Here is a 23,042-nt window from a genome sequence, read left to right as displayed (position 1 = left end):
AAAAGATACATATGAAGAACATAGTCGCGGGCATACTGGCCCACGTTGATTCGGGTAAGACCACCCTGTCGGAGGCGATGCTATATCAGGCAGGACAGATAAGAAAGCTTGGGCGGGTGGATCATCAGGATACATATCTAGATACGGACAGTCAGGAAAAGGACAGGGGGATCACGATATTTTCCAAGCAGGCAGAGCTTGCATATGCTGATATGCATATAGCTTTGCTTGACACTCCGGGACATGTGGATTTCGGAACAGAGATGGAAAGAACATTGCAGGTTCTTGATTATGTGGTTCTGGTCATCAACGGTATGGACGGAGTGCAGAGCCACACGGAGACCCTGTGGAAGCTGCTTGAGAGATATGGGATTCCTGTATTTATATTTGTCAATAAGATGGACATGACTGGCTATGACAGAGATTACCTCATGGACAATATCAGACACAGACTGAGTGATGGCTGTGTCGATTTTTTATGTGAAGATTCAGGAGAGCAGATCGCCATGTGCGATGAGGCCATGCTTGAACATTTTCTTGAGACTGGGGCAAATGATGAACAGGACGTGGTAAATGCCATTGCGGGCAGAAAGCTGTTCCCATGTTACTTTGGCTCTGCACTCAAGAATGAGGGCGTGTCAGAGCTTCTTGACGGCATGAACAGATATGTAGTGGAACCTGTGCGCGGGGAAGAATTTGGCGCCAGAGTGTTCAAGATAGGACGTGACGATAAGGGCGAGAGACTTACCTACATGAAGGTCACTGGAGGAGTGTTGAAGCTCAAGGATGTGCTGACGCTCAGAAACAGTCAGGGGGAGGAGAGCCATGAGAAGGTCAACCAGATAAGGGTGTACTCCGGTGCAAAGTACGACATGGTAACCCAGGTTCCCGCCGGATGTGTCTGTGCTGTTCCGGGACTGGTGAATACCTACGGCAGACAGGGAATCGGTGCCTGCCTGGATGGAGAGCTCCCAAGTCTGGAGCCGGTTCTCAGCTATAAGGTCATGTACCCGACTGATGTGGATGCGGTCACGATGGTGTCAAAGCTCAGACTGCTTGAGGAAGAGGATCCCCAGCTCCAGGTGCAGTGGAATGAGACCGCAGGAGAGATATACATCAAGGTCATGGGGCAGGTACAGCTTGAGGTAGTGGCTCAGATGGTAAGAGACAGGTTTGGAATTGCCATCACATACGGACAGGGCAGGATATCATACAAGGAGACGATCGCGGCTCCAGTCATGGGTGTAGGACATTTTGAACCGCTCAGGCACTACGCAGAGGTACATTTGTTGCTTGAACCTATGGAAAATGGCAGTGGAATGTGCTTTGACAGCATTTGCAGCGAGGATGTACTGGATAAGAACTGGCAGAGACTGATACTCACCCATCTTCAGGAGCGTGAGTTCAGGGGAGTGCTTACGGGATCGCCAATCACGGATATGAAGATAAGCATCACTGCGGGGCGCGCACATCAGAAGCACACTGAGGGTGGAGATTTCAGACAGGCGACATACAGGGCGGTGAGACAGGGCCTTATGATGGCGGAAAGTGTCTTGCTGGAACCTGTGTATGCATTTAAAATAGAGGTACCACAGGAGTATGCTGGAAGGGTTCTTGCAGACATAGTGAAGATGAGCGGAACTATGGACGGTCAGGAGATATCCGGTGAGACGACAGTCATCACGGGACATGCCCCGGTATATACCATGAGAGAGTATTACAGTGAACTCACAGCATTTTCCAGAGGTACAGGCAGGCTTCAGGTGGATATAGACGGCTATCAGCCGTGCCACAACACCGAAGAGGTTCTGGCTGAGAGACATTATGATCCTGAGCTTGACAGGTTTAATCCATCTTCATCGGTATTCTGTGCCCACGGTGCAGGTTATCTGGTGGACTGGTATGATGTGTATGAGAACATGCATGTGAAGGAGGATCCGGGATTTGAGATCTCGGGCCAGCTTGGCTACACGGAAGATGGCTATGCTATGGATATTCCGGTGAACAGGCCGGGAAAGAGTGTATCGGAGATGTCCATAACAGATGAGGAGCTCAGCGAGATATTTGCAAGGACATTTGGCGGAGATTACAAGGACAAGGATGTGGCGTTGAATGGAAGATTCAGGAGAACTACATCTGAGTATAAAGTAAATGGACAGTATAATAAGAGTCAGTCCAGAGACAGACAGCCTGGGAATGGGCCGCTTGTGGGCAGCAGGCCAGCCGATAGAGGGATAGCAACACCTGGAGCATTCAAGCGCAGAAAGAGTGGCGAGGACTATGTCATAGTGGATGGCTACAACGTCATATTTGCGTGGGATACACTTCGGGAACTGTCGGAGCACAACATAGACTCCGCGAGAGGAAAACTCATGGATATCCTGTCGAACTATCAGGGATATATGAACTGTCATCTGATAGTGGTATTTGACGGCTACAAGGTGAAGGACAACAAGGGGGAGAGATTTCCTTATGACGATATAGAGGTTGTGTACACCAAGGAGGGTGAGACCGCGGATGCGCATATAGAAAAGCTCACACATGAGATTGCGAGAAAGCACAAGGTCACTGTGGTCACATCGGACGGACTGGAGCAGATAGTCACCATGGGCCAGGGTGCGATCCGCATGTCCTCACGGGACTTCAAGGCAGAGGTTGAGAGGGTGAACGAACATCTGAGAGAGAATTATCTGAAAAACGATTGAGAAAATTTGATCAAAACAATTAAGCTGAACTATTTGATTCTGGCTTATTTGATAGATACTTAAAAGGAAGAAGGAAAAAAGGTTTGTCAGGGCAAAATTGCCCGACGGACCATACATAATTACGGAGAACAGCGAGGCTTAACAGTGTATATAAACCAAGCTGGTGGGTATGCCTTCGCAGGGGCATTTGAGCCCGCCGGTTCTTAGATGGTGCGCTAAGCAGCATCTTAGTACCGCTGCAGGGCGAAACGAGCGGGAGCGTCCCCTGAGAAGGCATACCCATCAGTTTGGTTGCAAAACACTAGAACCGAGCGTCCGTGTTAATAGGAGGGCAATTTGGCAGATTATATAATGGCGCTGGATCAGGGAACGACCAGCTCAAGGGCGATAATATTTGATAAGGAAGGCAGGATATGCTCAGTGAAACAGAAGGAGTTCACCCAGCATTTCCCGAATAACGGATGGGTGGAGCATGACCCTATGGAGATATGGGCAACCCAGATGTCGGTGATGATGGAGGCGAGGGAGACCATGGGAATCCGCACCGAGGACATAGCCGCAATAGGAATTACCAATCAGAGAGAGACAACCATAGTGTGGGATCGAAAGACCGGCAATCCGGTGTACCATGCCATAGTGTGGCAGTGCAGGAGAACTGCGGACAGGATAGAGCAGCTTAAGGCTGAAGAATATGACAAGGTGATAAGAGAGAAAACGGGACTGATAGTAGATCCGTATTTCTCTGCAACGAAGATAGAGTGGATACTTGATAATGTGCCTGGAGCCAGGGAACGCGCAGAGGCGGGGGAGCTGATGTTCGGAACCGTTGACACATGGCTTATATACAAGCTCACAGGCGGAAGAGTTCACGCAACGGACTACACAAACGCGTCGCGTACCATGCTTTTCAACATTCATACACTGGAGTGGGACAAGGAATTGCTTGCAAAGTTCAACATCCCGGAGAGCATGCTTCCGGCAGTGAGAAATTCCAGTGAGATATACGGATACACGGACAGGGAGATATTTGGCGGTGAGGTGCCTATAGCGGGAGTTGCCGGAGATCAGCAGGCTGCGCTGTTCGGACAGTGCTGCTTTGAGGCCGGTGATGTGAAGAACACCTACGGAACAGGTTGTTTCCTCCTCATGAATACGGGGGATAAGGCAGTTGACTCGCAGCAGGGACTTCTCACCACTATAGCCATAGGACTTGACGGAAAAGTCAGCTATGCGCTTGAGGGAAGTGTGTTTGTGGCTGGAGCAGCCATCAAGTGGCTCAGGGATGAGATGAAGCTCATAGACAATGCAGCGGACACTGAGCGCATTGCTCTGTCTGTGCCGGACAGTAATGGTGTATATGTGGTACCTGCATTTACGGGACTTGGCGCTCCTTACTGGGATGCGTACGCCAGAGGGGCAGTGTTCGGCCTTACAAGGGGAACAAATAAGGCGCACTTTGTCAGGGCGACAGTCGAATCGCTGGCATATGAGACATCGGATGTTCTTGCGGCTATGGAGATGGATGCAGGACTTCCTATCACAAGCCTTCGAGTGGACGGCGGCGCCAGCGCCAACAACTTCCTGATGCAGTTCCAGGCAGATATAGAGAATGCCGAGATAGTGCGGCCTGTGATCACGGAGACAACGGCTCTGGGTGTTGCATATCTGGCTGGACTTGCTGTTGGCTACTATGACAGTCTGGATGAGATCAAGGGCTACTGGAAGGCCGACAGAAGATTTGAGCCGGGGATAACCGAAGATAAGAGGGAGACGCTCCTTGCAGGCTGGAAGGACGCAGTGGAGAGAACGAGAGTGACAAGGTGAATATAAAAATATATATAGAAAGAAAAAGCAATGGGTAATGAGAAAACAGGAGGGACTTATGTATTTAGTATTTGATGTAGGGGCAACATTTATAAAGTATGCGTTAATGGACGATGAGGGCAATATATCGGGAAAGGGTAAGACTCCAACCGACAGATATGCCGAGGCTGGAACTCCGGCATTTGTGGCGCAGATCAAGAAGGTGTATGACGAGAAGGTACTGGACTGTGACATAACAGGAATTGCCATGGGGCTTCCTGGACAGATAGATGTCGAGCGCGGCATAGTGTACGGCGGTGGCGGGATCAAGTATCTTGATGGTGCACATCTTGGTGATCTCATATCAGAGGCATGCGGCGGTGTGTCTGTAGCCCTTGAGAACGATGGCAAATGTGCGGCTCTCGCAGAGTTGTGGCTGGGCAATGCCAGTACGGCTACAAATGCAGTAGTCGTTGTCGTGGGTACAGGAATCGGCGGTGGAATAATCATTGACAGAAAGATCCACAGAGGCAAGAGACTTCTGGCAGGTGAATTGTCATATGCCCTCATGAACATGACAAGGGAAGAAGCTGATAATGTCAGATGCTGTGAAGAGCTGACTGTTGAGGAGACATTTGAATATAACCCGTTCATGGTAACCTCAACATGTACTGCAAGCTCCATTACATACAAGGCATCCAAGATAATGCATATGAAGCCAGAAGAGGTGACCGGTGAGATGGTATATCAATGGATAGATGAGGGTAATCAGGAGATCATAGATATGGTTGAGGACTCATACTTCTCCATAGCAAAGCTCTGCTGTAACCTGTACATGACGATAGATCCGGATGTCATACTTATCGGAGGTGGAATGAGTGCCAATCCGAACTTTGTTCCGGGGGTTAAGAAGTATGTGGACAAGATAAGAAAGATTACAAAGACCTACGATGGCATGGTTATCGACACATGCAAGTTCCGCAATGATTCGAATCTTCTTGGCGCGTTGTACAACTATAAGCAGAAGTATGAGGGCGTGAAATAAAATTGCAATAAAACAAACGTAAGATGGAGATGAACTGGAACAGATGGTTCATCTCTTTTATAAATACTATTGAAAATGTAAATCCATGGAGGGAAAATTATGATAATCACAAAGAAACATGGACTCCCGGAGAATTTTCTCTGGGGAGCATCGACAAGCGCATATCAGGTTGAGGGTGCCAATCTGTCACACGGCAAGGGTCCAAGTGTGCAGGACATCAAGACAGTTCCAGCGGGAACAAGTGAGCTGGATGTGTGTGCTGATTTTTATCACAGATATGCAGAGGACATAGCCCTCATGGCTGAGATGGGATTCAAGACATTCAGATTCTCCATCGCGTGGAGCAGAGTCCTCCCAGAGGGAACCGGCAGAGTCAACCAGGAGGGAATTGACTTCTACAACAATGTGATAAATGAGTGCCTCAAGTACGGAATCGAGCCGCTTGTCACAATGTTCCATTTTGATCTTCCTGCGGCTCTTGAGAAAAAAGGTGGCTGGTCGAGAAGAGAGAGTGTTGACGAGTTTGTTGAATTTGCAAAGCTTCTCTACACAAATTATGGCGACAGAGTAAAGTACTGGCTGACTATCAATGAGCAGAACATGCTCACACTTGTGGGTGACGTGATTGGAACCTGCAACATGGAGGGCGTGACAAATAAATACAAGAAGCTTTATCAGGAGAATCACCACATGCTCCTTGCTCAGGCAAAGGCCATGAAGCTTCTCCATGAGATGTGTCCTGGTGCAAAGATTGGTCCTGCACCAAATATTTCACTGGTATATCCTGCCACATGCAAGCCGAAGGATGTCCTGGCAGCACAGAACTTCAACGCGATAAGAAATTGGCTTTACCTTGATATGGCAGTGTATGGAAGATACAACGACCTGGTGTGGAAGTTCCTTGAGGAACATGATGCCATTCCAGTCATCGAGGACGGAGATATGGATATCATGGAGCAGGCAAAGCCTGATTTTATAGGTTTCAATTATTATAATACTGCAACGGTTGAGTGGGATGACAGTCCGGTTGCTGTGACGGACTCAGAAAAAAAGGATCAGCAATCAGCCGGTATTGAGCCGGGGGTATACAAGGCGTATCCAAATCCAAATCTTCTCCGCACAGAGTTTGGCTGGGAGATAGACCCTGACGGCTTTAGGGCAACTATAAGAGAGATGTACAGCAGATATCACCTTCCTATGATTGTGACAGAGAATGGTCTTGGCGCATATGACAAGCTTACAGAGGATGGCAGGGTACACGACGACTATCGTATAGAGTACTTAAGAAAGCATATAGAGCAGATTAAGCTGGCAGCAGACGAGGGTGCAGAGATGATGGGTTACTGCCCATGGTCAGCAATCGACCTCGTGTCCACCCACGAAGGAATCACCAAGAGATACGGCTTTATATATGTCAACAGAGATGAGTTTGACATGAAGGATCTTGCGAGATACAGAAAGGATTCCTTCTACTGGTACAAGAAGGTCATCGAGACTAACGGCGAGGATCTGAGCTAAAAATTATCCAGAAATCAACAATTTAGGCCTAAAAGATACAAAGTTCCAGAAAGTTGTATCTTTTGGGCTATATTTCGCTTGTTTAGGATAAAATTATCCTAAGACTTTGATTTCCCTGCGAAAAAGGATAAAAACAGAATCACCAAAGATTGCATTTTTGAATAAAGTCCTTGCATTAATTTATTTATGTGCTATACTAAATAAAGCCACTAACATACACCAACGCGTTAAAGTGACGTAAGTTTAAATTGAGAAAACTGAGGAAAAATATCTATAGGATACAAACTGGAAGACAGAGGTGTAGTAAATAGAATCAAACTGGAAAACAGCTTTGCAGTAAATAGACTCAGAAATATCAGAGAGAAAAACCAAAAGAGAAAAAGAGAAAATCAAAACAAAAAAACAAGAAGGAGGACACTATTATGATAGGCGGAGATCTGATCACCTACAGACCTGACATTCAGGTACTTGACGCAACAATAAGAGATGGAGGACTTGTCAACGATTTCTATTTTACTGACGAGTTTATAAGAGCCCTCTATGAAGCGAACATCAAGGCGGGGGTTGATTATATGGAATTCGGCTATAAGGCCTCCAAGGAAATGTTTGATGTGAACAAATTCGGCAAATGGAAGTTCTGCAACGAGGAGGATATAAGAGCCATCGTTGGAGAGAACAATACAGATCTGAAAATTTCAGTTATGGCTGATGTCGGAAGATGCGACTACAAGAAGGATATCATCGACAGAGCCGACAGTGTTATCGATCTGGTGAGGGTGGCGACATACATCAACACCATGCCTGCAGCCATCGAGATGATTGAGGATGCACATGCAAAGGGATACGAGACTACATGCAATATCATGGCAGTTTCAAAGGATCAGGAGTCGGATATCGATCTTGCCCTTGAGCTGCTTGGTAAGAGCAATGTAGATGGAATATACATTGTTGACAGCTACGGCTCACTGTACCCTGAGCAGATCAAGAAACTCGCGGAGAAATATGTCGCAGTTGGAGAGAAGTATGGCAAGAAGATAGGAATACATGCACACGACAACTTAAAGCTTGCCTATGCCAACACTGTTGAGGCAATGAGGAGTGGTGCGAGCATGCTCGATGGAACTGTAAGCTGTATGGGCAGGGGCGCAGGAAATTGTGCGCTTGAGCTTCTTCTTGGATTCCTCAGAAATCCAAAGTACAACCTGTACCACATCTTGAAGTTCATAGAGCAGTACATGGTTCCGCTCAAGGCAAAGGGAGATGCAGTATGGGGCTATGATGTGCCATACATGCTGACCGGAATGCTGAATCAGCATCCAAGGGAAGCCATCGATTTCATCAAGAATGAGAGACATGATTATGCAGATATGTACAGCTACCTTATGTACAGAGAGTAACATGCGGATTGTGGAACAACATATTTTACACTGTAGAATATGTGTAGCCGATAGAGATGCATAGTACAACATATATAGTGGGTTGGGTGCTTATTATGGTGCTCAAGATAAAGGGGAGGACTCCTGGTGTCAGTTATCGCTGGCATCAGGAGTTTTTCTTCTATTTTCCCGTCTGTGTGTTATAATCTGATATGTAGTGTCAAAATATGTCGAAAACAAAAAGAGATGTACTTTTGAAGATATATATGCAGTGTCAGCGCTGGAAAACAGATAGAAAAAACAGGAGGATGACAGCATATGAACATAGGAATATTAGGCGCAGGCAAGATTGCCGGCGTTATGGCGGACACGATAAACAGGATGACTGATGTGAAGCTGTATGCTGTAGGTTCGAGAAGCTGGGAAAAGGCAAATGCATTTGCCAACGAGTTTGCAATAGATAAAGCTTACGGAAGTTATGAGGAACTGGTCAGTGACGATGCGATAGATTTGGTATACATTGCAACGCCGCATTCACATCACTATGAGCAAATGAAGCTCTGCATAGAACATGGAAGAAATGTGCTATGCGAGAAGGCATTCACCTACAATGCTGCACAGGCTGAGGAGATCGCAGATCTGGCAGCAAAGAAGAATGTGTACGTGGCAGAGGCAATATGGACGAGATATATGCCGTCCAGACAGATAATAAATGAAATTCTTGGATCAGGTGTGATAGGGGATATCAGGACAATGACCTGCAACCTGTCCTATCCGATATCAAAGATAGACCGCCTGATCAGACCTGAGCTGGCAGGAGGTGCCCTTTTAGACGTGGGAGTTTATGGGCTGAACTTCATTGTCATGAATATGGGTAAAGAGATCTCAGCTATCGAATCGTCTGTCATGATGCATGAGACAGGGGTAGACGGACAGGAGAGTATAACCGTCAAATACAGAGACGGCAGGATGGCAGTGACAACCCACAGCATGTACGGAAGATCAGACAGAAAAGGCATCTTTTACGGTGAGAAGGGATACATGATAGTCCAGAATATAAATAATCCACAGTGGATAGATGTATTTGACTGCGAGGACAGACTGATAAGACATGTGGATGTGCCAAAGCAGATAAGCGGCTACGAGTACGAGGTCATGGAAAGCCTTGATATGATCAGACAGGGACAGTTCCAGAGTAAATCGATGCCTTTGTCAGAGTCTATATATATGATGAAGCTTATGGATGATATTAGAAAAGGGTGGAATAAAAAGTGATAATTATATATATACTTGGCGGAATCATAGCCATATTTCTGATGTACATACTTTTTCTCTTTGTGTGCAGTCTGTTCGTGAGAACTGACAGGCAGTATATGGAGGACAGCAGGTTCTACAGGCATCTGCTGTATGGTGTCACCGGATTTGCCATGTGGTTTCTAAGAGTGAAAATGCATGTGACTGGCATGGAGAAGATTCCAGTGGATGTCAAACCACTCTTTGTGGGAAATCATCTGTCAAATTATGATCCGCTGATAGAATGGCAGGTATTTAAGAAGTGGGATGTGGCATTTATATCCAAGCCGGAGAATTTTAAGATACCGATATTCGGCAGGATCATCAGAAGATGCTGCTTTATGCCGATAGACAGATCAGATCCGGGTAAGGCATTGTCTACGATCAAGACGGCTACCGAGATTCTCCAGAAGGGAGATATGGCAGTTGGAGTATACCCGGAGGGAACGAGAAACAGACAGGGCGGACTTCTGCCATTTCACACGGGTGTTTTCAGAATAGCCCAGAAAGCGCATGCGCCGATAGTCGTCATGGCGATACACGGAACGGAGAATATCTACAGGAATGTGCTGAGGCGCAGATCTGACGTCTATATAGATGCGGTGGATGTGATACCTGCCGATGAGGTAAAAGCAATGAAGAAGAATGAGATCAGCGACAGGGTGAGACTTGTTCTTGAGAAAGATGAAAAGGGTAAAAACTATGGGAAGGAAGTACATTTTATATAATTCACTGGCGGGCAACGGCAAATGTATGTATGACGTGCAGGCACTTGCAGATACATATCCTGATGCGATACTCAAGAAGATGACAGAGATCGCTTCATATGCGGAGTTCATGGGATCGCTTGCAGAGGATGACGAGGTTATCCTGTGCGGCGGTGACGGAACGCTGAACATATTTGTGAATGATATAAAGGACATGGATGTGAAGAATACCATCTACTATTATGCCTCCGGAAGCGGCAATGACTTTGCAAAGGACATAGGACATAATAGTCATGACACTCCGGATTACCAGATAAATCAGTACATACAGCATCTCCCGGAGGTGACAATCAACGGCAAAAAGTGGCTATTCATCAACAATGTTGGATTCGGAATAGACGGTTACTGCTGTGAGGAGGGCGACCGCCAGAGGACAAAGAATGAGAAAACTCATAAGAACAAGCCTGTGAACTATACGGCTATAGCTATCAAAGGCCTGCTCTACGCATTCAAACCGAGAAATGCTGTGGTGAAAGTGGATGGAGTCCGTCATGAATATAAAAATGCCTGGCTCGTGCCAACCATGAATGGCAGATATTATGGCGGCGGAATGATGGCTACCCCCGGGCAGGACAGACTGAATCCGGAGCATACAGTTTCGGTTATGGTGTTCCGCGGCAAGGGCAAGCTTGGAACCCTTATGATCTTTCCTTCTATATTCAAGGGAGAGCATGTCAAGTACGAAAAGTATGTTGATATATTCAACGCAAAAGAGGTTGAGGTTGAATTTGATCGTCCGACACCACTTCAGATAGACGGCGAGACGATACTTGGAGTTACATCATATAAAGTTAAAGCGTGGAGCCTGGATCAGAAATAAAAAAGTTTTGAAAATCCGAATAATATAAAGTTCAAAAAACTTGCAAATATGCTGACGTCATTTATACTATTTTAATAGATTGTACGCTGAAAAAGGAGGTATTGTATGCGGGAGATGCGGAGAAGTGACAGGATGATAACAGATCGTGAAGAGATAGTGGATGTACTTGATTCGTGTAAGGTGTTCCGGATGGCGGTTCACGATGAAGAGGGAATGTACATAGTTCCGCTGAATTTCGGTTATACCTACGAGGAGGATGTTCTGAAGCTTTATTTCCACTCTGCCGGTGAGGGCAGGAAGGTGGATGCTCTGGCAGCGGATCCGAAGGTGGCCATAGAGATGGACACAGATCACTATCTGGTTGAGGGACCAAATGCCTGCAGCTTCGGTTACCTCTACAGCAGTATCATGGGAAATGGCACAGCCAGAAAGTTGACAGATCCTGAGGAAAAGTGCGAGGCACTCAACTGCCTTATGAATCATCAGCTTGCGAGAAATACCGAGAATATGAGATCGTTTGACAAGGTAGAAAAGAAGAAGTATAACTACTCAGACCAGATGCTTGCAGCGGTAAATGTGTATGAGATAGTTGTGGAAAATTTTATGTGTAAGTCAAGGCGATAAGTATATGGAATCTATGCAATTGCCATTGTGGTTTAAGGAATTGACGTAAAACATAATACAAATTATAATCAGACAGGATATAATGAAGCGATCATCAAGCAGACTCTTGATGATAAGTGATATAGCAGAAAGGTGAAAACAGGAGATGGATTACAACAAATTAGCGGATTTGATATTTGCAGATATAACAGATACAGTGGATGACCTTGAGAAGAGATTTCCGGAGAGAGATCTTCCGGAGGGAGCAAGGGTAACAAGATTTGCGCCAAGCCCTACAGGATACATGCACATCGGTGGACTGTATGCAGCCATGATCTCAAGAAAGCTTGCAAAGCAGAGTGGCGGCGTGTTCTACCTCAGAATAGAGGACACTGACAGAAAGAGAGAGCTTGAGGACGGTGTAAATGAGATCATCAATTCGCTGAAGAAGTTTGACCTTGGATTTGACGAGGGACCATTTGAGGGCGGTGAGACTATATATGGTCCATATAAGCAGAGTGAGAGAAAAGAGATATATCAGACATGTGTCAAGAAGCTTATGCAGGAGGGATATGCATATCCTGACTTCACAACAGCCGAGGAGCTTGATGAGATCAGGGCAAAGCAGGAGGCTGCAAAGGTTGACATAGGATATTACGGCGAGTATGCAGTAGGAAGAAATCTGACATACGAGCAGATAGAGGAGAAGCTTGCAGCGGGCGAGCCATATGTCGTGAGACTCAAGAGTCCGGGCGAGGCAGGAAAGACTGTTATCTACAGCGATCCTATCAGGGGCAAAATCGAGATGCCTGAGAATATCATGGATGTGGTACTTCTGAAGTCAGACGGAATACCTACATACCATTTTGCACATGCAGTTGACGATCATTTCATGAGGACAAATCTTGTCATCAGAGGTGACGAGTGGCTTGCATCATATCCACTTCACAAGCAGCTCTTTGATCTGTGTGGATTTGCGCTTCCAAAGTATGCGCACATCGCACCTATCATGAAGCTTGAGGTTACAGTGGACGAGGAGGGCGAGCACCAGAGAAAGAGAAAGCTCAGCAAGAGAAAGGACCCGGAGGCTGCGGTTGGCTTCTATGCAGAGCAGGGATTCCCATCAGTCAGCGTGCTTGAGTACCTTATGACAATAGCAAACTCCAACTACGAAGAGTGGCATGCAGCACATGCAGACAAGACAATAGACGACTTTACATTATCACTCAAGAAGATGCCTGTCAGCGGCGCACTTTTTGACATGGTGAAGCTCAATGATGTCAGCAAGGAGATGATCTCAAAGCTCACAGCCGAGGAATGTTACGACCTCATCATGGAGTGGGCAAAGGAGCATGACGAGAACATATACACATTTGGCACACAGGACAAGGACGGCTTCATGAAGACCATCAACCTGTGGAAGATGTCAGGCAAGAAGGTCCGCAAGGACGTCGGCAAATGGTCAGATCTGCGCGCTATGTTCGGTTATCTGTACACTCCCGAGGACGAGCTGGATCTCCAGTATGAGATAGACGAGAAGTACACACCGGAGATGATCACAGAGGTTATCGAGGAGTACAAGAAGGATCTCTTCCTTGACTCAGAGGACTGGTTCTCAAGCATGAAGGTCATGGGCGAGAAGATCGGCTACTGTCCAAATGTCAAGGAGTACAAGCAGAATCCTGACGGATACAAGGGAAGCATCACAGATGTATGTACCATAGTCAGAGTTGCCATCACAGGCAAGCAGAACTCACCTGATCTGTTCACTATCATGAACGTGATCGGAAAAGACAAGACCATGGGCAGACTGGACAAGTTCCTTGCGTGGGTGAATAGATAGGATGTATCAATTGGATGTGCACATTAAGTTGACATAGTCTGTATCGTGTTTGACATAACCATGCAGGAGCGCTCCCGCTCAACTCAGGCTGCAGCGGCACTAGCGCTCGCAGGCTCACTGAGAGCCGGCGCCTTCGTATGTCCTGCATCAGTTAATGTCAAAACGATTACAGATTGTACTATATACTTGTGCACATCCAATTGATGAAGATTGGTTAAAATACATTTTAGAAGGGATTGGATTACTATGAACAAGAAGATATATGACGGTTATACATATGTAGACGGTGGCGTGTGCGCGGCCAAGGGTTTCACGGCCAATGGACTTAACTGTGGACTGAACCCTGACAAGAACAAGAATGATCTTGGAATGGTATTTTCAGAGGTGCCATGTGTGGCAGCAGGCGTGTATACACAGAACAAGGTGAAGGGCGCACCGGTCACAGTTACCAAGGAACACCTGAAGAAATCCGGCAACAAGGCACAGGCAGTCATTGTGAACTCCAAGAATGCCAACACATGCAACGCAGATGGAATAGAGAAGGCTGAGAAGATATCCCAGCTTGCAGCGGATGCCCTGGGTATAGATGTGAACCTTGTCATCAATGCTTCAACAGGCGTCATCGGACAGATCATCCCTATCGAGCCATTTGAGGAGCATATGAAAGAGCTTGCAGACGGTCTCTCAGCAGACGGCAACGACAAGGCGGCAAATGCTATCATGACCACAGACACAGTTGACAAGCAGGTTGCTGTCCAGTTTGACATAGACGGAGTGACATGCACCCTCGGAGGTATGGCAAAGGGAAGCGGAATGATCCATCCAAACATGGCTACAACGCTTAACTTCATCACATCAGACATAGCCATTACATCAGAGCTGATCCAGAAGGCGCTCTCAGAGATCGTAAAGGTTACTTACAACTGTCTCTCCGTAGACGGAGATCAGTCCACAAATGATACCCTGACAGTCATGGCAAATGGCCTTGCTGGCAACAAGCTCATCGACACGGAGAACGAAGCTTATGAGAAGTTCAAGAAGGCACTCTACATAGTTATGGAGTGTATGACCATGATGCTCGCCTCGGACGGCGAGGGCGCAACCAAGATGATCGAGTGCACAGTTGCAGGAGCACCTGACCTTGACACAGCCATCATAGTTGCAAAGAGCGTTATCCGCTCCCCACTTACAAAGTGCGCTATGTTCGGCGAGGATGCCAACTGGGGACGTATCCTCTGTGCTATCGGATATGCGGAGGCAGACTTTGATATAGATAAGGTTGCAGTAGATCTTGAGTCAGAATTTGGCGTGGTTCCAGTATGCCGCAACGGCGCAGGCGTACCATTCTCAGAGGAGAAGGCAGCCAAGGTATTGAGCTCAGATGAAATCCACATCAACATAGATCTCGGAATCGGCGATGTTACAGCCAAGGCATGGGGCTGTGACCTGACATATGATTACGTGAAGATCAATGGGGATTATCGTTCGTAGGTTTTACTCGTAAATAAAAATAAGACACTGATCAAAATGATGTTGGTCAGTGTCTTATTTTTTTATGGGAAATGGCTGTTTGCAGCTAGAAACACCAGTTATGTAATTCATATCAACGTTGTAATACCTGGCAAGTTCGATAAGACATTCAATCGGCATGCGAACTTTGCCTTTTTCGTAGTCAGAATATGTTGTCTGCGCAACATGTATTATATTTGCAACCTGAGTCTGGTTAAGGTCATTATCTTCACGAAGTGATTTAATTATTTCATAATAATGCATTAGGTACTCCTAAGTTACTAAAAAAATATACTTCTATAAAATATATTACAAATGTTCATTGAAATTGACTTTTAACGGGCATTCCGTTAAAATGAAAAGCAATAGGATATTAGCAAAAGAAAAATGGGGGGATGCACTTGGCAAATAATGAAGATTGTGTTTTTCTTGAGTAGTTTGTAGGAAGAGGAGGAAAATTTATGAGTATGAATGAAAAGTGGAATAAAGGTATTTCGCTACGGAAAAAAAGATGGATTAGCATGATAATGGCAGCCGTGATGATTGTTACGTTAGTACCATTTATGCCAGGAAAGAAAGCTGATAAAGTAGAGGCTGCTGGATATAACGCTGAAGCAGCGTTACAATATGCAGCAAGTCATTGGAATGATGGTGTAGGATTATGCGCTGAATTTGTTTCTCGGTGTGTACAGGCTGGTGGTATATCAATAAATACTGAGACAATAACGACAAATTGTTATAATGCAGTATCAAATGCAACTGGAGTACAAGGACAGATTTTAAAGCTTGATTCATCTGGACAGGCGACAAAAAGTCTGGATGGAGATATTCTTGCGGCTGGAGATGTTGTAATAGAGTGGTGTAATACGCATACATACAGACCACATATAATGATTTGTGGAGGATATAATAGTAGTGGTTATGCAACCTATTACGCACATAACGGAGCTAGAAATAATACTCCTAGAGCGTTTGGAAAATGGTGTGATCCACACACATGGAGTAATGGGTGTGATGTTGGTGCAAGAGTATTACACATAAGTGCTTTGAGTGGGGCTTCAGGAGAAATGACAACTCCAACGATTACAACAAACAGAGAGTGTTACATAGTTGGAGATAAAATAAATATTACGTGGAATAAAACGAGCAGTCAGAGTGATTTCTTACATTATTGGTTAATCATCACCAATACTGATACTGGGGAAGAGTGCATCGGTGGAGCAACAGGTTCAAACGGAGATGTAAATGCAAATAGTTATCAATTTACAATTCCGAAAGAAGGACATTATAGAATTGATATATATGCAATACCTTATAATGATAAAGAGCATCGTCAGAAGGAAGCAGTGAAGACAGTAAGTACATATGGATATGATAGTTCGATAGTTAACTTAGGAGATGACTTTTACGCAAATATAATCAATACAGGAAATGGTAAGTATTTGACAGCCGATAGCGATGACAATGTGACAATAAGAACCGCCTCGGGACAGAAAAATCAGCTTTGGCATTTTAGAAAGAGAGAAAGCGGATCATATGAAATAATAAACAATGCTTCTGATAAAGCTCTTGATGATACTAATTGGGGACAGGAAAATGAAACGAATGTAGGAGTATATACAAGAAATAATACGACTGCGCAAAAGTGGTTTGTGAGAGGAGCAGAAGGTGCTTATTTTATAAACGCATCATGTGGAGATGCGGTACTTGATATAGATAGCAATGGCTCGGCAGATGGTACAAATGTGTGGTTGTATGAAAAAAATGAGAGTTCAGCTCAGAAATTCACAATAAAGAAGGTGGCAACAAGCCTTGATACTTGTAATGCTCTCGGTCTGACAACAATACAGGGCGGTTTCCGGTTATCATGGGATACCGTGTCAGGTGCAACAAAATACGAAGTGTATCGTAAGAAGGCAACGGACAGTGACTATTCTAGAATAGCAGTTGTTTCAGGAGAAGACATAGATACATACGAAGATAAAAATTGTATATCAGGAATAACATATGAGTACAGGGTTAATGCAGCAAATGATTATTGTTTAGGTGCATCAGGTGCCGAATGTCATGGCTTGTATCTTGATTCTACAAATGCATCACTTGTAAAGTATTCTGCTGATAGTGTAAACATATCATGGGATTCAGTAAGAGGAGCAGATGGATATAATATTTATTTGTATAATCAGAATGATGATACATATTCAAAGGTGAAGGATATAGCAAATGGTTCAACAACCTCTTGTGTTATATCTGGTTTAAAACAGAATACTACATATACTTATTTGGTAGAAGCATATGGTATATGTACATATGAAAATAAGAACGAAATTTATACTGGATGTAGAAGTAATATCTTGACCATTGCGACAAAAAGAATATTAAGTAATCTTGCAGTTAAAATGTCTGATTGGGATTTGAGCGGAACGGCATCACAGCCAGTATTACTTGGAAATGATGGTAATGGTGCGGTAACATATACATATGCACCAGAGGGAAGCGATGTTTTCACAGCAGAATTTCCGACAAAAGCAGGAACATATACTGTAAAGGCAGAGGTAGCAGGGACTGATAGATATTGCGCTGGAGTGGCAACATGTACGTTCACAATAACGGATAACAATAGTAAGCCAGCTCCGGTAGTCAAAAAATTATTGGATAACTTAGTATTAATACTTGACGATTGGGATATAAGCGAAAATGCATCAACACCAATTTTGACAGGCAATTTGGGCAATGGCGCAGTAATATATAGCTATGCATCAGTTGGAAGTACAGAGTACACAAGTGCTATACCAACAAAGGCGGGAACATATATAATAAAAGCTGTTGTTGCAGAGACTGATGAATATTATGGTGGAGTTGCAACCTGTAAGTTTACAATTACAGATAAATATAGTAGTTTACAGCCTGTAACGAAAAAGTCACTCAATAATCTTGTTTTGATGATGGCGGGCTGGCATGTTGGTGATCGCCCATCTTCTCCAGTTCTTACAGGAAATGATGGAAAGGGTAAAGTTACATATACATATTCTAAAGTAGGAAGTAACAAGTATTCAAATACTGTACCATCTAATGAAGGAAAGTATATAATTAAGGCATATGTTGCAGAGACAGAGGATTATTATGCAGGTACAGCAACATGTGTTTTTGAGATAACCAAAAAGCCTGTAGTTAAAAAGACACAGACAATAACAACGAATGCTGCAAATTATACTTTGGTATATGGCGGAAAGTCTGTTACCATAAAGGCAAAGACAAATGGAAATGGAAAAATATCATACAAGTCTTCTAATAACAATGTAGTTTCGATTGATAAGACTGGAAAAATGATTGTTAAAAATACAGGTAAGGTGACTGTTTCCATTTATGTAGCAGCGACGACCGCATATAAGGCCGCAACAAAGAAGGTAACAGTGGTTGTAAAGCCTAAGATACAGGCAATAAAGGGAATCAAATCACAGAAAAAGTCAAGCATATATGTTAAGTATGTTAAAGATACAAAGGTAAGTGGCTATGAGATTCAAACAGCTCTTGATAGCAAATTTAAAAAGTCTGTAAATACATATACAATAAAGCCGTACTCGAAGTATAGAGTGACATTAACTAAGAAGCGGACTGGTAAAATCTATTATGTAAGGGTGAGAAGTTATAAGATCGTAGGATCACAGAAAATATATGGAAGTTATAGTGGTATAAAGAAGATAAAAGTTAAATAATTTTTATGCCATATAAAAAATAGGGGAAAGTCTAGAAAATTTAGTCTCAGACTGTAGACAAACTACTCTGCAAAGCAATGCTTTGTAGAGTAGTTTTTTATTAATGCTTATCGTTGTTTGCGTTGATTCTTCAAATTCCTACATTGGGATCTTGCGATATGTATATAAACATCATTGAAAATCCCACAATAAATTGGTAAGATAATAAGCAAGATTGAGGTGAGCTGATGAGCGGTTATATACCACTATATACGATCTCAAATAAAATGCTTGAACTTGTTTCAGAGATATCTGAAAAAGTTGGAAGGATTACCAGTCATAAAGAGCTGGAGTCAAAACCACATTTGCGCAGAAACAACAGAATAAGATCAATTCATTCTTCGCTAAAGATAGAGGCAAATTCGTTATCATTGAATGATGTCAGAGATGTAATAAATGGACATCTGGTTCTTGACGATCAAAAGGAAATACAGGAAGTGCAAAATGCATACGTAGCCTATGAGAAGATCCCCGAAATAGATCCGACAAGTATATCAGACCTGAAAAGGATTCATGGAATATTGACGTACAGAACCGCCCGCGAGTCCGGTATATTCCGAAAAGGCGATGAGGGAGTTATTCACCCGCTTATTTTATCTGCAATATTTCATTATAAGTTTGTGTTCATTCATCCATTTGCAGATGGAAATGGATGAATGGCAAGATTGTGGCATACAGTTCTCTTATATAGGTGGAGAAGCGTATTTGAATATATACCGCTGGAGAGCCAGATTGAGCGGTTTCAGAATGAATATTATGATGCGATAGCGGTATGTCATACAAAAGGCAACTCGGACATATTTATAGAATTCATGCTCAATATGATAAATCAGATTTTGGATGAAGTCATCTTGCAGGTGAACAGGTCGAATTCAGAAGTTTCAGAATATGTGAAGCGGATGCTGGCGGTCATGGAATATGAAGTGCCGTATACGTCAAATTCCATAATGGAAGCGCTGGGGCTTAAGTCCAAAGAGACCCTTAGAAAAAATTATATAAATCCGGCGATGGAGCTTGGACTGATAAAGATGACATTGCCTGATAAACCTAACAGCAGAAATCAGAGATATGTAAAGCAGTAGAAAAGTTATGTCATCAGGTAATGCAATAAAACAACTTTTCCATATCAAATAAACGAAACTGACTGTAAAATATAAATTGTAAACAAAACACTAAAAGTTTGAAATACCCAACGGAGGTTAAACACATGGAAGATAGAGTACTTGACTGGGCAGTATATGAGAAGACAGCCCGTGAGATGGCTGCAGAGGGACTGGTTCTGTTAAAGAACGACAACAAAGCTCTGCCACTTAAGCAGGGAGAGACGGTTTCTGTATTTGGACGTATGCAGAATCATTATTATAAGAGTGGAACCGGTTCAGGCGGCATGGTGAATGTTGCCAGAGTGGTAGGAATCCTTGATGCACTTAATGAGTGCAAGGATGTAAATGTCAATCAGAAACTGGCAGAGACTTATGCCGCATGGGATAAGGAACATCCTGTGGAGCTGGGACTTGGCTGGGGACAGGAGCCGTGGTCACAGGCAGAGATGCCGGTTACAGAGGAGCTCGTGCAGGAGGCTGCCGGCGAGTCGGATTCGGCCATAGTGATAATCGCTAGGACGGCAGGCGAGGACAAGGACAATACACTTGAAAAAGGAGCATTTATGCTCACTGATATAGAGACTGATATGCTTAGACTTGTCAGAGAGAATTTCCAGAAGATGGTCGTTCTCTTGAATGTCGGCGGTCTTATAGATATGTCATTTCTTGACACGATTTCCCCGGATGCCTGCATGTATGTATGGCAGGGTGGAATGGTCGGAGGATATGGAGTGGCTGATGTCCTCGTAGGAGATGTCAGCCCTTCAGGAAAACTCACAGACACGATAGCCTACGATATCAAGGATTATCCTGCGTATGACAATTTCGGCGGCGAAGAGAGAAACTTCTACGCTGAGGATATCTATGTGGGATACCGTTACTTTGAGACATTTGCAAAGGATAAGGTCAGATATCCGTTTGGCTACGGATTGTCATACACAGACTTCAAGATCGGCGTAAAACATGCAAGCCTGGATTTTGAAAAAGGTGTGGCGAATATCTGTGTCAAAGTCACAAATACAGGAAAGAGACTTGGCAAGGAGGTTGTCCAGGTGTACGGTGAGATGCCACAGGGCAGGCTTGGCAAGCCATCCAGAGTGCTCATTGATTTTGCGAAGACAAAGGAACTTGTTCCGGGACTCAGCGAAGAGCTGAAGTTTGAGATTCCGCTTGACCGTATGGCATCATTTGACGATTCGGGAGTCACGGGCCATAGAAACTGTTATGTGCTTGAAGCTGGAGACTACACTATCCATGTAGGAAACAGCATAAGAAATACAACAGAGTGTCTGTTCTTTGAGCTTGCCGAGATTGTGGAGCTTCAGAAGCTTCAGGAGGCACTTGCACCTTATGAGAAGTTTGACCGCATGAAACCATTCTGTGATGAGAACGGCAGGATGCTTATAGAGTATGAGGAGACACCTCTAGTCACTGTTGATATGTATGACAGGAGAGAGCAGGAACTGCCGGAGGAGATACCGGTTACCGGTGACAAGGGAATTATGCTTCTTGATGTAAGGGAAGGCAGGGCCACCATGGATGAGTTCATAGCGCAGTTTGATGATGAGGATCTGGCATGCTTTGTCCGCGGCGAGGGAATGGGAAGTTCTCTTGTGACGGCGGGAACGGCGTCAGCATTTGCCGGGGTATCGCCAAATTTGATCGCACATAAGATTCCGTCGGTGTGCTGTGATGACGGACCATCGGGAATGAGACTCGACTCAGGTATGAAGGCATTCTCACTTCCAAATGGCACTCTGTGCGGATGTTCATTTAACAAAGAATTGAACACCAGACTGTATGCACTTCTCGGACTTGAGATGACAGCAAATAAGGTTGAGGTTCTTCTTGGACCGGGAATGAATATCCACCGTCACCCGCTTAATGGACGAAACTTTGAGTATTTCTCCGAGGATCCATACCTTACGGGTTCCATTGCAACTGCACAGTTAGAGGGACTTAAGTCCAGCGGCGTGTCCGGAACGATCAAGCATTTCTGCGGAAATAATCAGGAGTATCACCGCCATACGACGGACTCGGTCATCTCCCAGAGGGCACTTAGGGAGATATACCTGAAGGGATTTGAGATAGCTGTCAAGTCGGGATATGCCGACTCTGTTATGACAACATATGGTCTGGTAAATGGTCTCTACACCGCAGGAAGTTATGATCTGAATACCACGATACTCAGAAATGAGTGGGGATTTACAGGCGTGGTCATGACAGATTGGTGGGCATCCATCAACCGCAGGGGTATGGAGCCGGATGCAAATGACTTTGCGACTATGATACAGGCACAGAATGACATGTATATGTGCTGCCCGGACGGCTCGAAGAACATGGGCGGAGATAATGTCATAGAGGCACTTCAGGACGGACGTATATTGAGAGCTGAGCTTCAGAGAATTGCAAAGAATGTGTGTAACTTTGCCATGAATACGAATGCATTTAAGCGTCTTGTGGGAGAGCCTGTAGAGGTAGAGATAATAAACCGTCCAAAGCAGGCGGACGATTTTTCAATTGATGATGTGGAATACATCAATGTCGACAGAGACATACTTATAGATCTGACAGAGAAGGCCAGCACCGCCGACACGAATTATGTCATAGCACTTGATGTTGAACATCCGGGAGAGTATGAGGTGAGCCTGAGGGGAAGCTCGACACTCGAAAAGCTTGCCCAGCTGCCGTGTACCCTGTTTTTCAACGGATTCCCTGTGAGCAATTTCACATTTAACGGAACTGACGGCAAGGATGTTGTGATCAGGAAAGAGGTCAAATTTTACGGCAGATTCAATGTGCTCCGACTGTATGTGAAATCGAATGGACTTGATCTCAAGGATATTAAGTTTAGTTTTGAAAAAGAATTTTGATCTGAAAATAAATATTGACATAGACTGCC

At 44.5% G+C, this 23,042-nt stretch carries 16 protein-coding genes; 15 read left to right on the top strand and 1 reads right to left on the bottom strand.

Features of this window, described 5'->3' with window-relative positions; all coding sequences use genetic code 11:
* Window positions 1-11 precede the first annotated feature (11 nt).
* The 11 genes from ABUA31_RS04885 to argJ all read left to right on the top strand — a co-directional run bounded on the left by ABUA31_RS04885 (window position 12) and on the right by argJ (window position 15,264).
* Complete coding sequence (locus ABUA31_RS04885) at window positions 12-2,705, top strand: translation factor GTPase family protein (RefSeq protein ID WP_055147128.1); 2,694 nt, start codon at window positions 12-14, stop codon at window positions 2,703-2,705.
* Between the two features lie 336 nt (window positions 2,706-3,041).
* Complete coding sequence (glpK, locus tag ABUA31_RS04880; protein WP_161172246.1) at window positions 3,042-4,529, top strand: glycerol kinase GlpK; 1,488 nt, start codon at window positions 3,042-3,044, stop codon at window positions 4,527-4,529.
* 58 nt (window positions 4,530-4,587) lie between these two features.
* The gene (locus tag ABUA31_RS04875) at window positions 4,588-5,553 is read left to right on the top strand and encodes an ROK family protein (RefSeq protein ID WP_055273877.1); all 966 of its coding nucleotides are present in this window, start codon (window positions 4,588-4,590) and stop codon (window positions 5,551-5,553) included.
* 99 nt (window positions 5,554-5,652) lie between these two features.
* Window positions 5,653-7,071 carry a glycoside hydrolase family 1 protein gene (locus ABUA31_RS04870; protein ID WP_349818848.1) on the top strand — a complete coding sequence of 473 codons (1,419 nt, stop codon included), beginning with the start codon at window positions 5,653-5,655 and terminating at the stop codon, window positions 7,069-7,071.
* A 422-nt stretch (window positions 7,072-7,493) separates the two neighbouring features.
* On the top strand, window positions 7,494-8,468 hold the full coding sequence (locus tag ABUA31_RS04865; protein ID WP_015534020.1) for an aldolase catalytic domain-containing protein: 975 nt from the start codon (window positions 7,494-7,496) through the stop codon (window positions 8,466-8,468).
* A 297-nt stretch (window positions 8,469-8,765) separates the two neighbouring features.
* A complete protein-coding gene (locus tag ABUA31_RS04860) occupies window positions 8,766-9,722 on the top strand; it encodes a Gfo/Idh/MocA family protein (RefSeq protein WP_349818847.1) in 957 nt (318 codons plus the stop codon).
* Window positions 9,719-10,468, top strand: coding sequence for a lysophospholipid acyltransferase family protein (locus ABUA31_RS04855; RefSeq protein ID WP_349818846.1), 750 nt, complete (start codon window positions 9,719-9,721; stop codon window positions 10,466-10,468). The genes ABUA31_RS04860 and ABUA31_RS04855 overlap by 4 nt, the downstream gene beginning before the upstream one ends.
* Complete coding sequence (locus ABUA31_RS04850; protein ID WP_117551179.1) at window positions 10,443-11,327, top strand: diacylglycerol/lipid kinase family protein; 885 nt, start codon at window positions 10,443-10,445, stop codon at window positions 11,325-11,327. Before ABUA31_RS04855 ends, ABUA31_RS04850 begins: the two co-directional genes overlap by 26 nt.
* A 105-nt stretch (window positions 11,328-11,432) precedes the next feature.
* A complete protein-coding gene (locus tag ABUA31_RS04845) occupies window positions 11,433-11,951 on the top strand; it encodes a pyridoxamine 5'-phosphate oxidase family protein (RefSeq protein ID WP_349818845.1) in 519 nt (172 codons plus the stop codon).
* 145 nt (window positions 11,952-12,096) lie between these two features.
* Window positions 12,097-13,773 (top strand): glutamate--tRNA ligase, encoded by a 1,677-nt coding sequence (gltX, locus tag ABUA31_RS04840; protein WP_055224575.1) that lies wholly within the window; start codon window positions 12,097-12,099, stop codon window positions 13,771-13,773.
* Window positions 13,774-14,019: 246 nt separating this feature from the next.
* Entirely contained in the window at window positions 14,020-15,264 is a 1,245-nt protein-coding gene (argJ, locus tag ABUA31_RS04835) for a bifunctional glutamate N-acetyltransferase/amino-acid acetyltransferase ArgJ (RefSeq protein WP_117551187.1), read from the top strand.
* A gap of 54 nt (window positions 15,265-15,318) precedes the next feature.
* Here the strand turns inward: argJ and ABUA31_RS04830 are convergent, their stop codons facing one another.
* Window positions 15,319-15,546: a helix-turn-helix domain-containing protein gene (locus tag ABUA31_RS04830; RefSeq protein WP_055224577.1), complete on the bottom strand. Its 228-nt coding sequence runs from the start codon at window positions 15,544-15,546 to the stop codon at window positions 15,319-15,321.
* Window positions 15,547-15,743: 197 nt separating this feature from the next.
* On the opposite strand from ABUA31_RS04830, the gene ABUA31_RS04825 reads away from it, so the two are divergent.
* The 4 genes from ABUA31_RS04825 (at window position 15,744) to ABUA31_RS04810 (ending at window position 23,013) form a co-directional block, all read left to right on the top strand.
* A complete protein-coding gene (locus ABUA31_RS04825) occupies window positions 15,744-18,998 on the top strand; it encodes an RICIN domain-containing protein (RefSeq protein WP_349818844.1) in 3,255 nt (1,084 codons plus the stop codon).
* A 227-nt stretch (window positions 18,999-19,225) separates the two neighbouring features.
* A complete protein-coding gene (locus ABUA31_RS04820; RefSeq protein WP_349818843.1) occupies window positions 19,226-19,693 on the top strand; it encodes a Fic family protein in 468 nt (155 codons plus the stop codon).
* Complete coding sequence (locus ABUA31_RS04815; RefSeq protein WP_349818842.1) at window positions 19,694-20,119, top strand: Fic family protein; 426 nt, start codon at window positions 19,694-19,696, stop codon at window positions 20,117-20,119.
* 125 nt (window positions 20,120-20,244) lie between these two features.
* Entirely contained in the window at window positions 20,245-23,013 is a 2,769-nt protein-coding gene (locus tag ABUA31_RS04810) for a glycoside hydrolase family 3 protein (RefSeq protein WP_349818841.1), read from the top strand.
* The last annotated feature ends 29 nt before the right edge of the window (window positions 23,014-23,042 follow it).

Origin of the sequence: Coprococcus sp. RTP31081st1_H1_RTP31081_211007 (assembly GCF_040227275.1) — a bacterium.
Classification (GTDB): Bacteria; Bacillota; Clostridia; order Lachnospirales; family Lachnospiraceae; genus Coprococcus; species Coprococcus aceti.
This window is presented reverse-complemented; position numbering and strand designations above follow the sequence as displayed.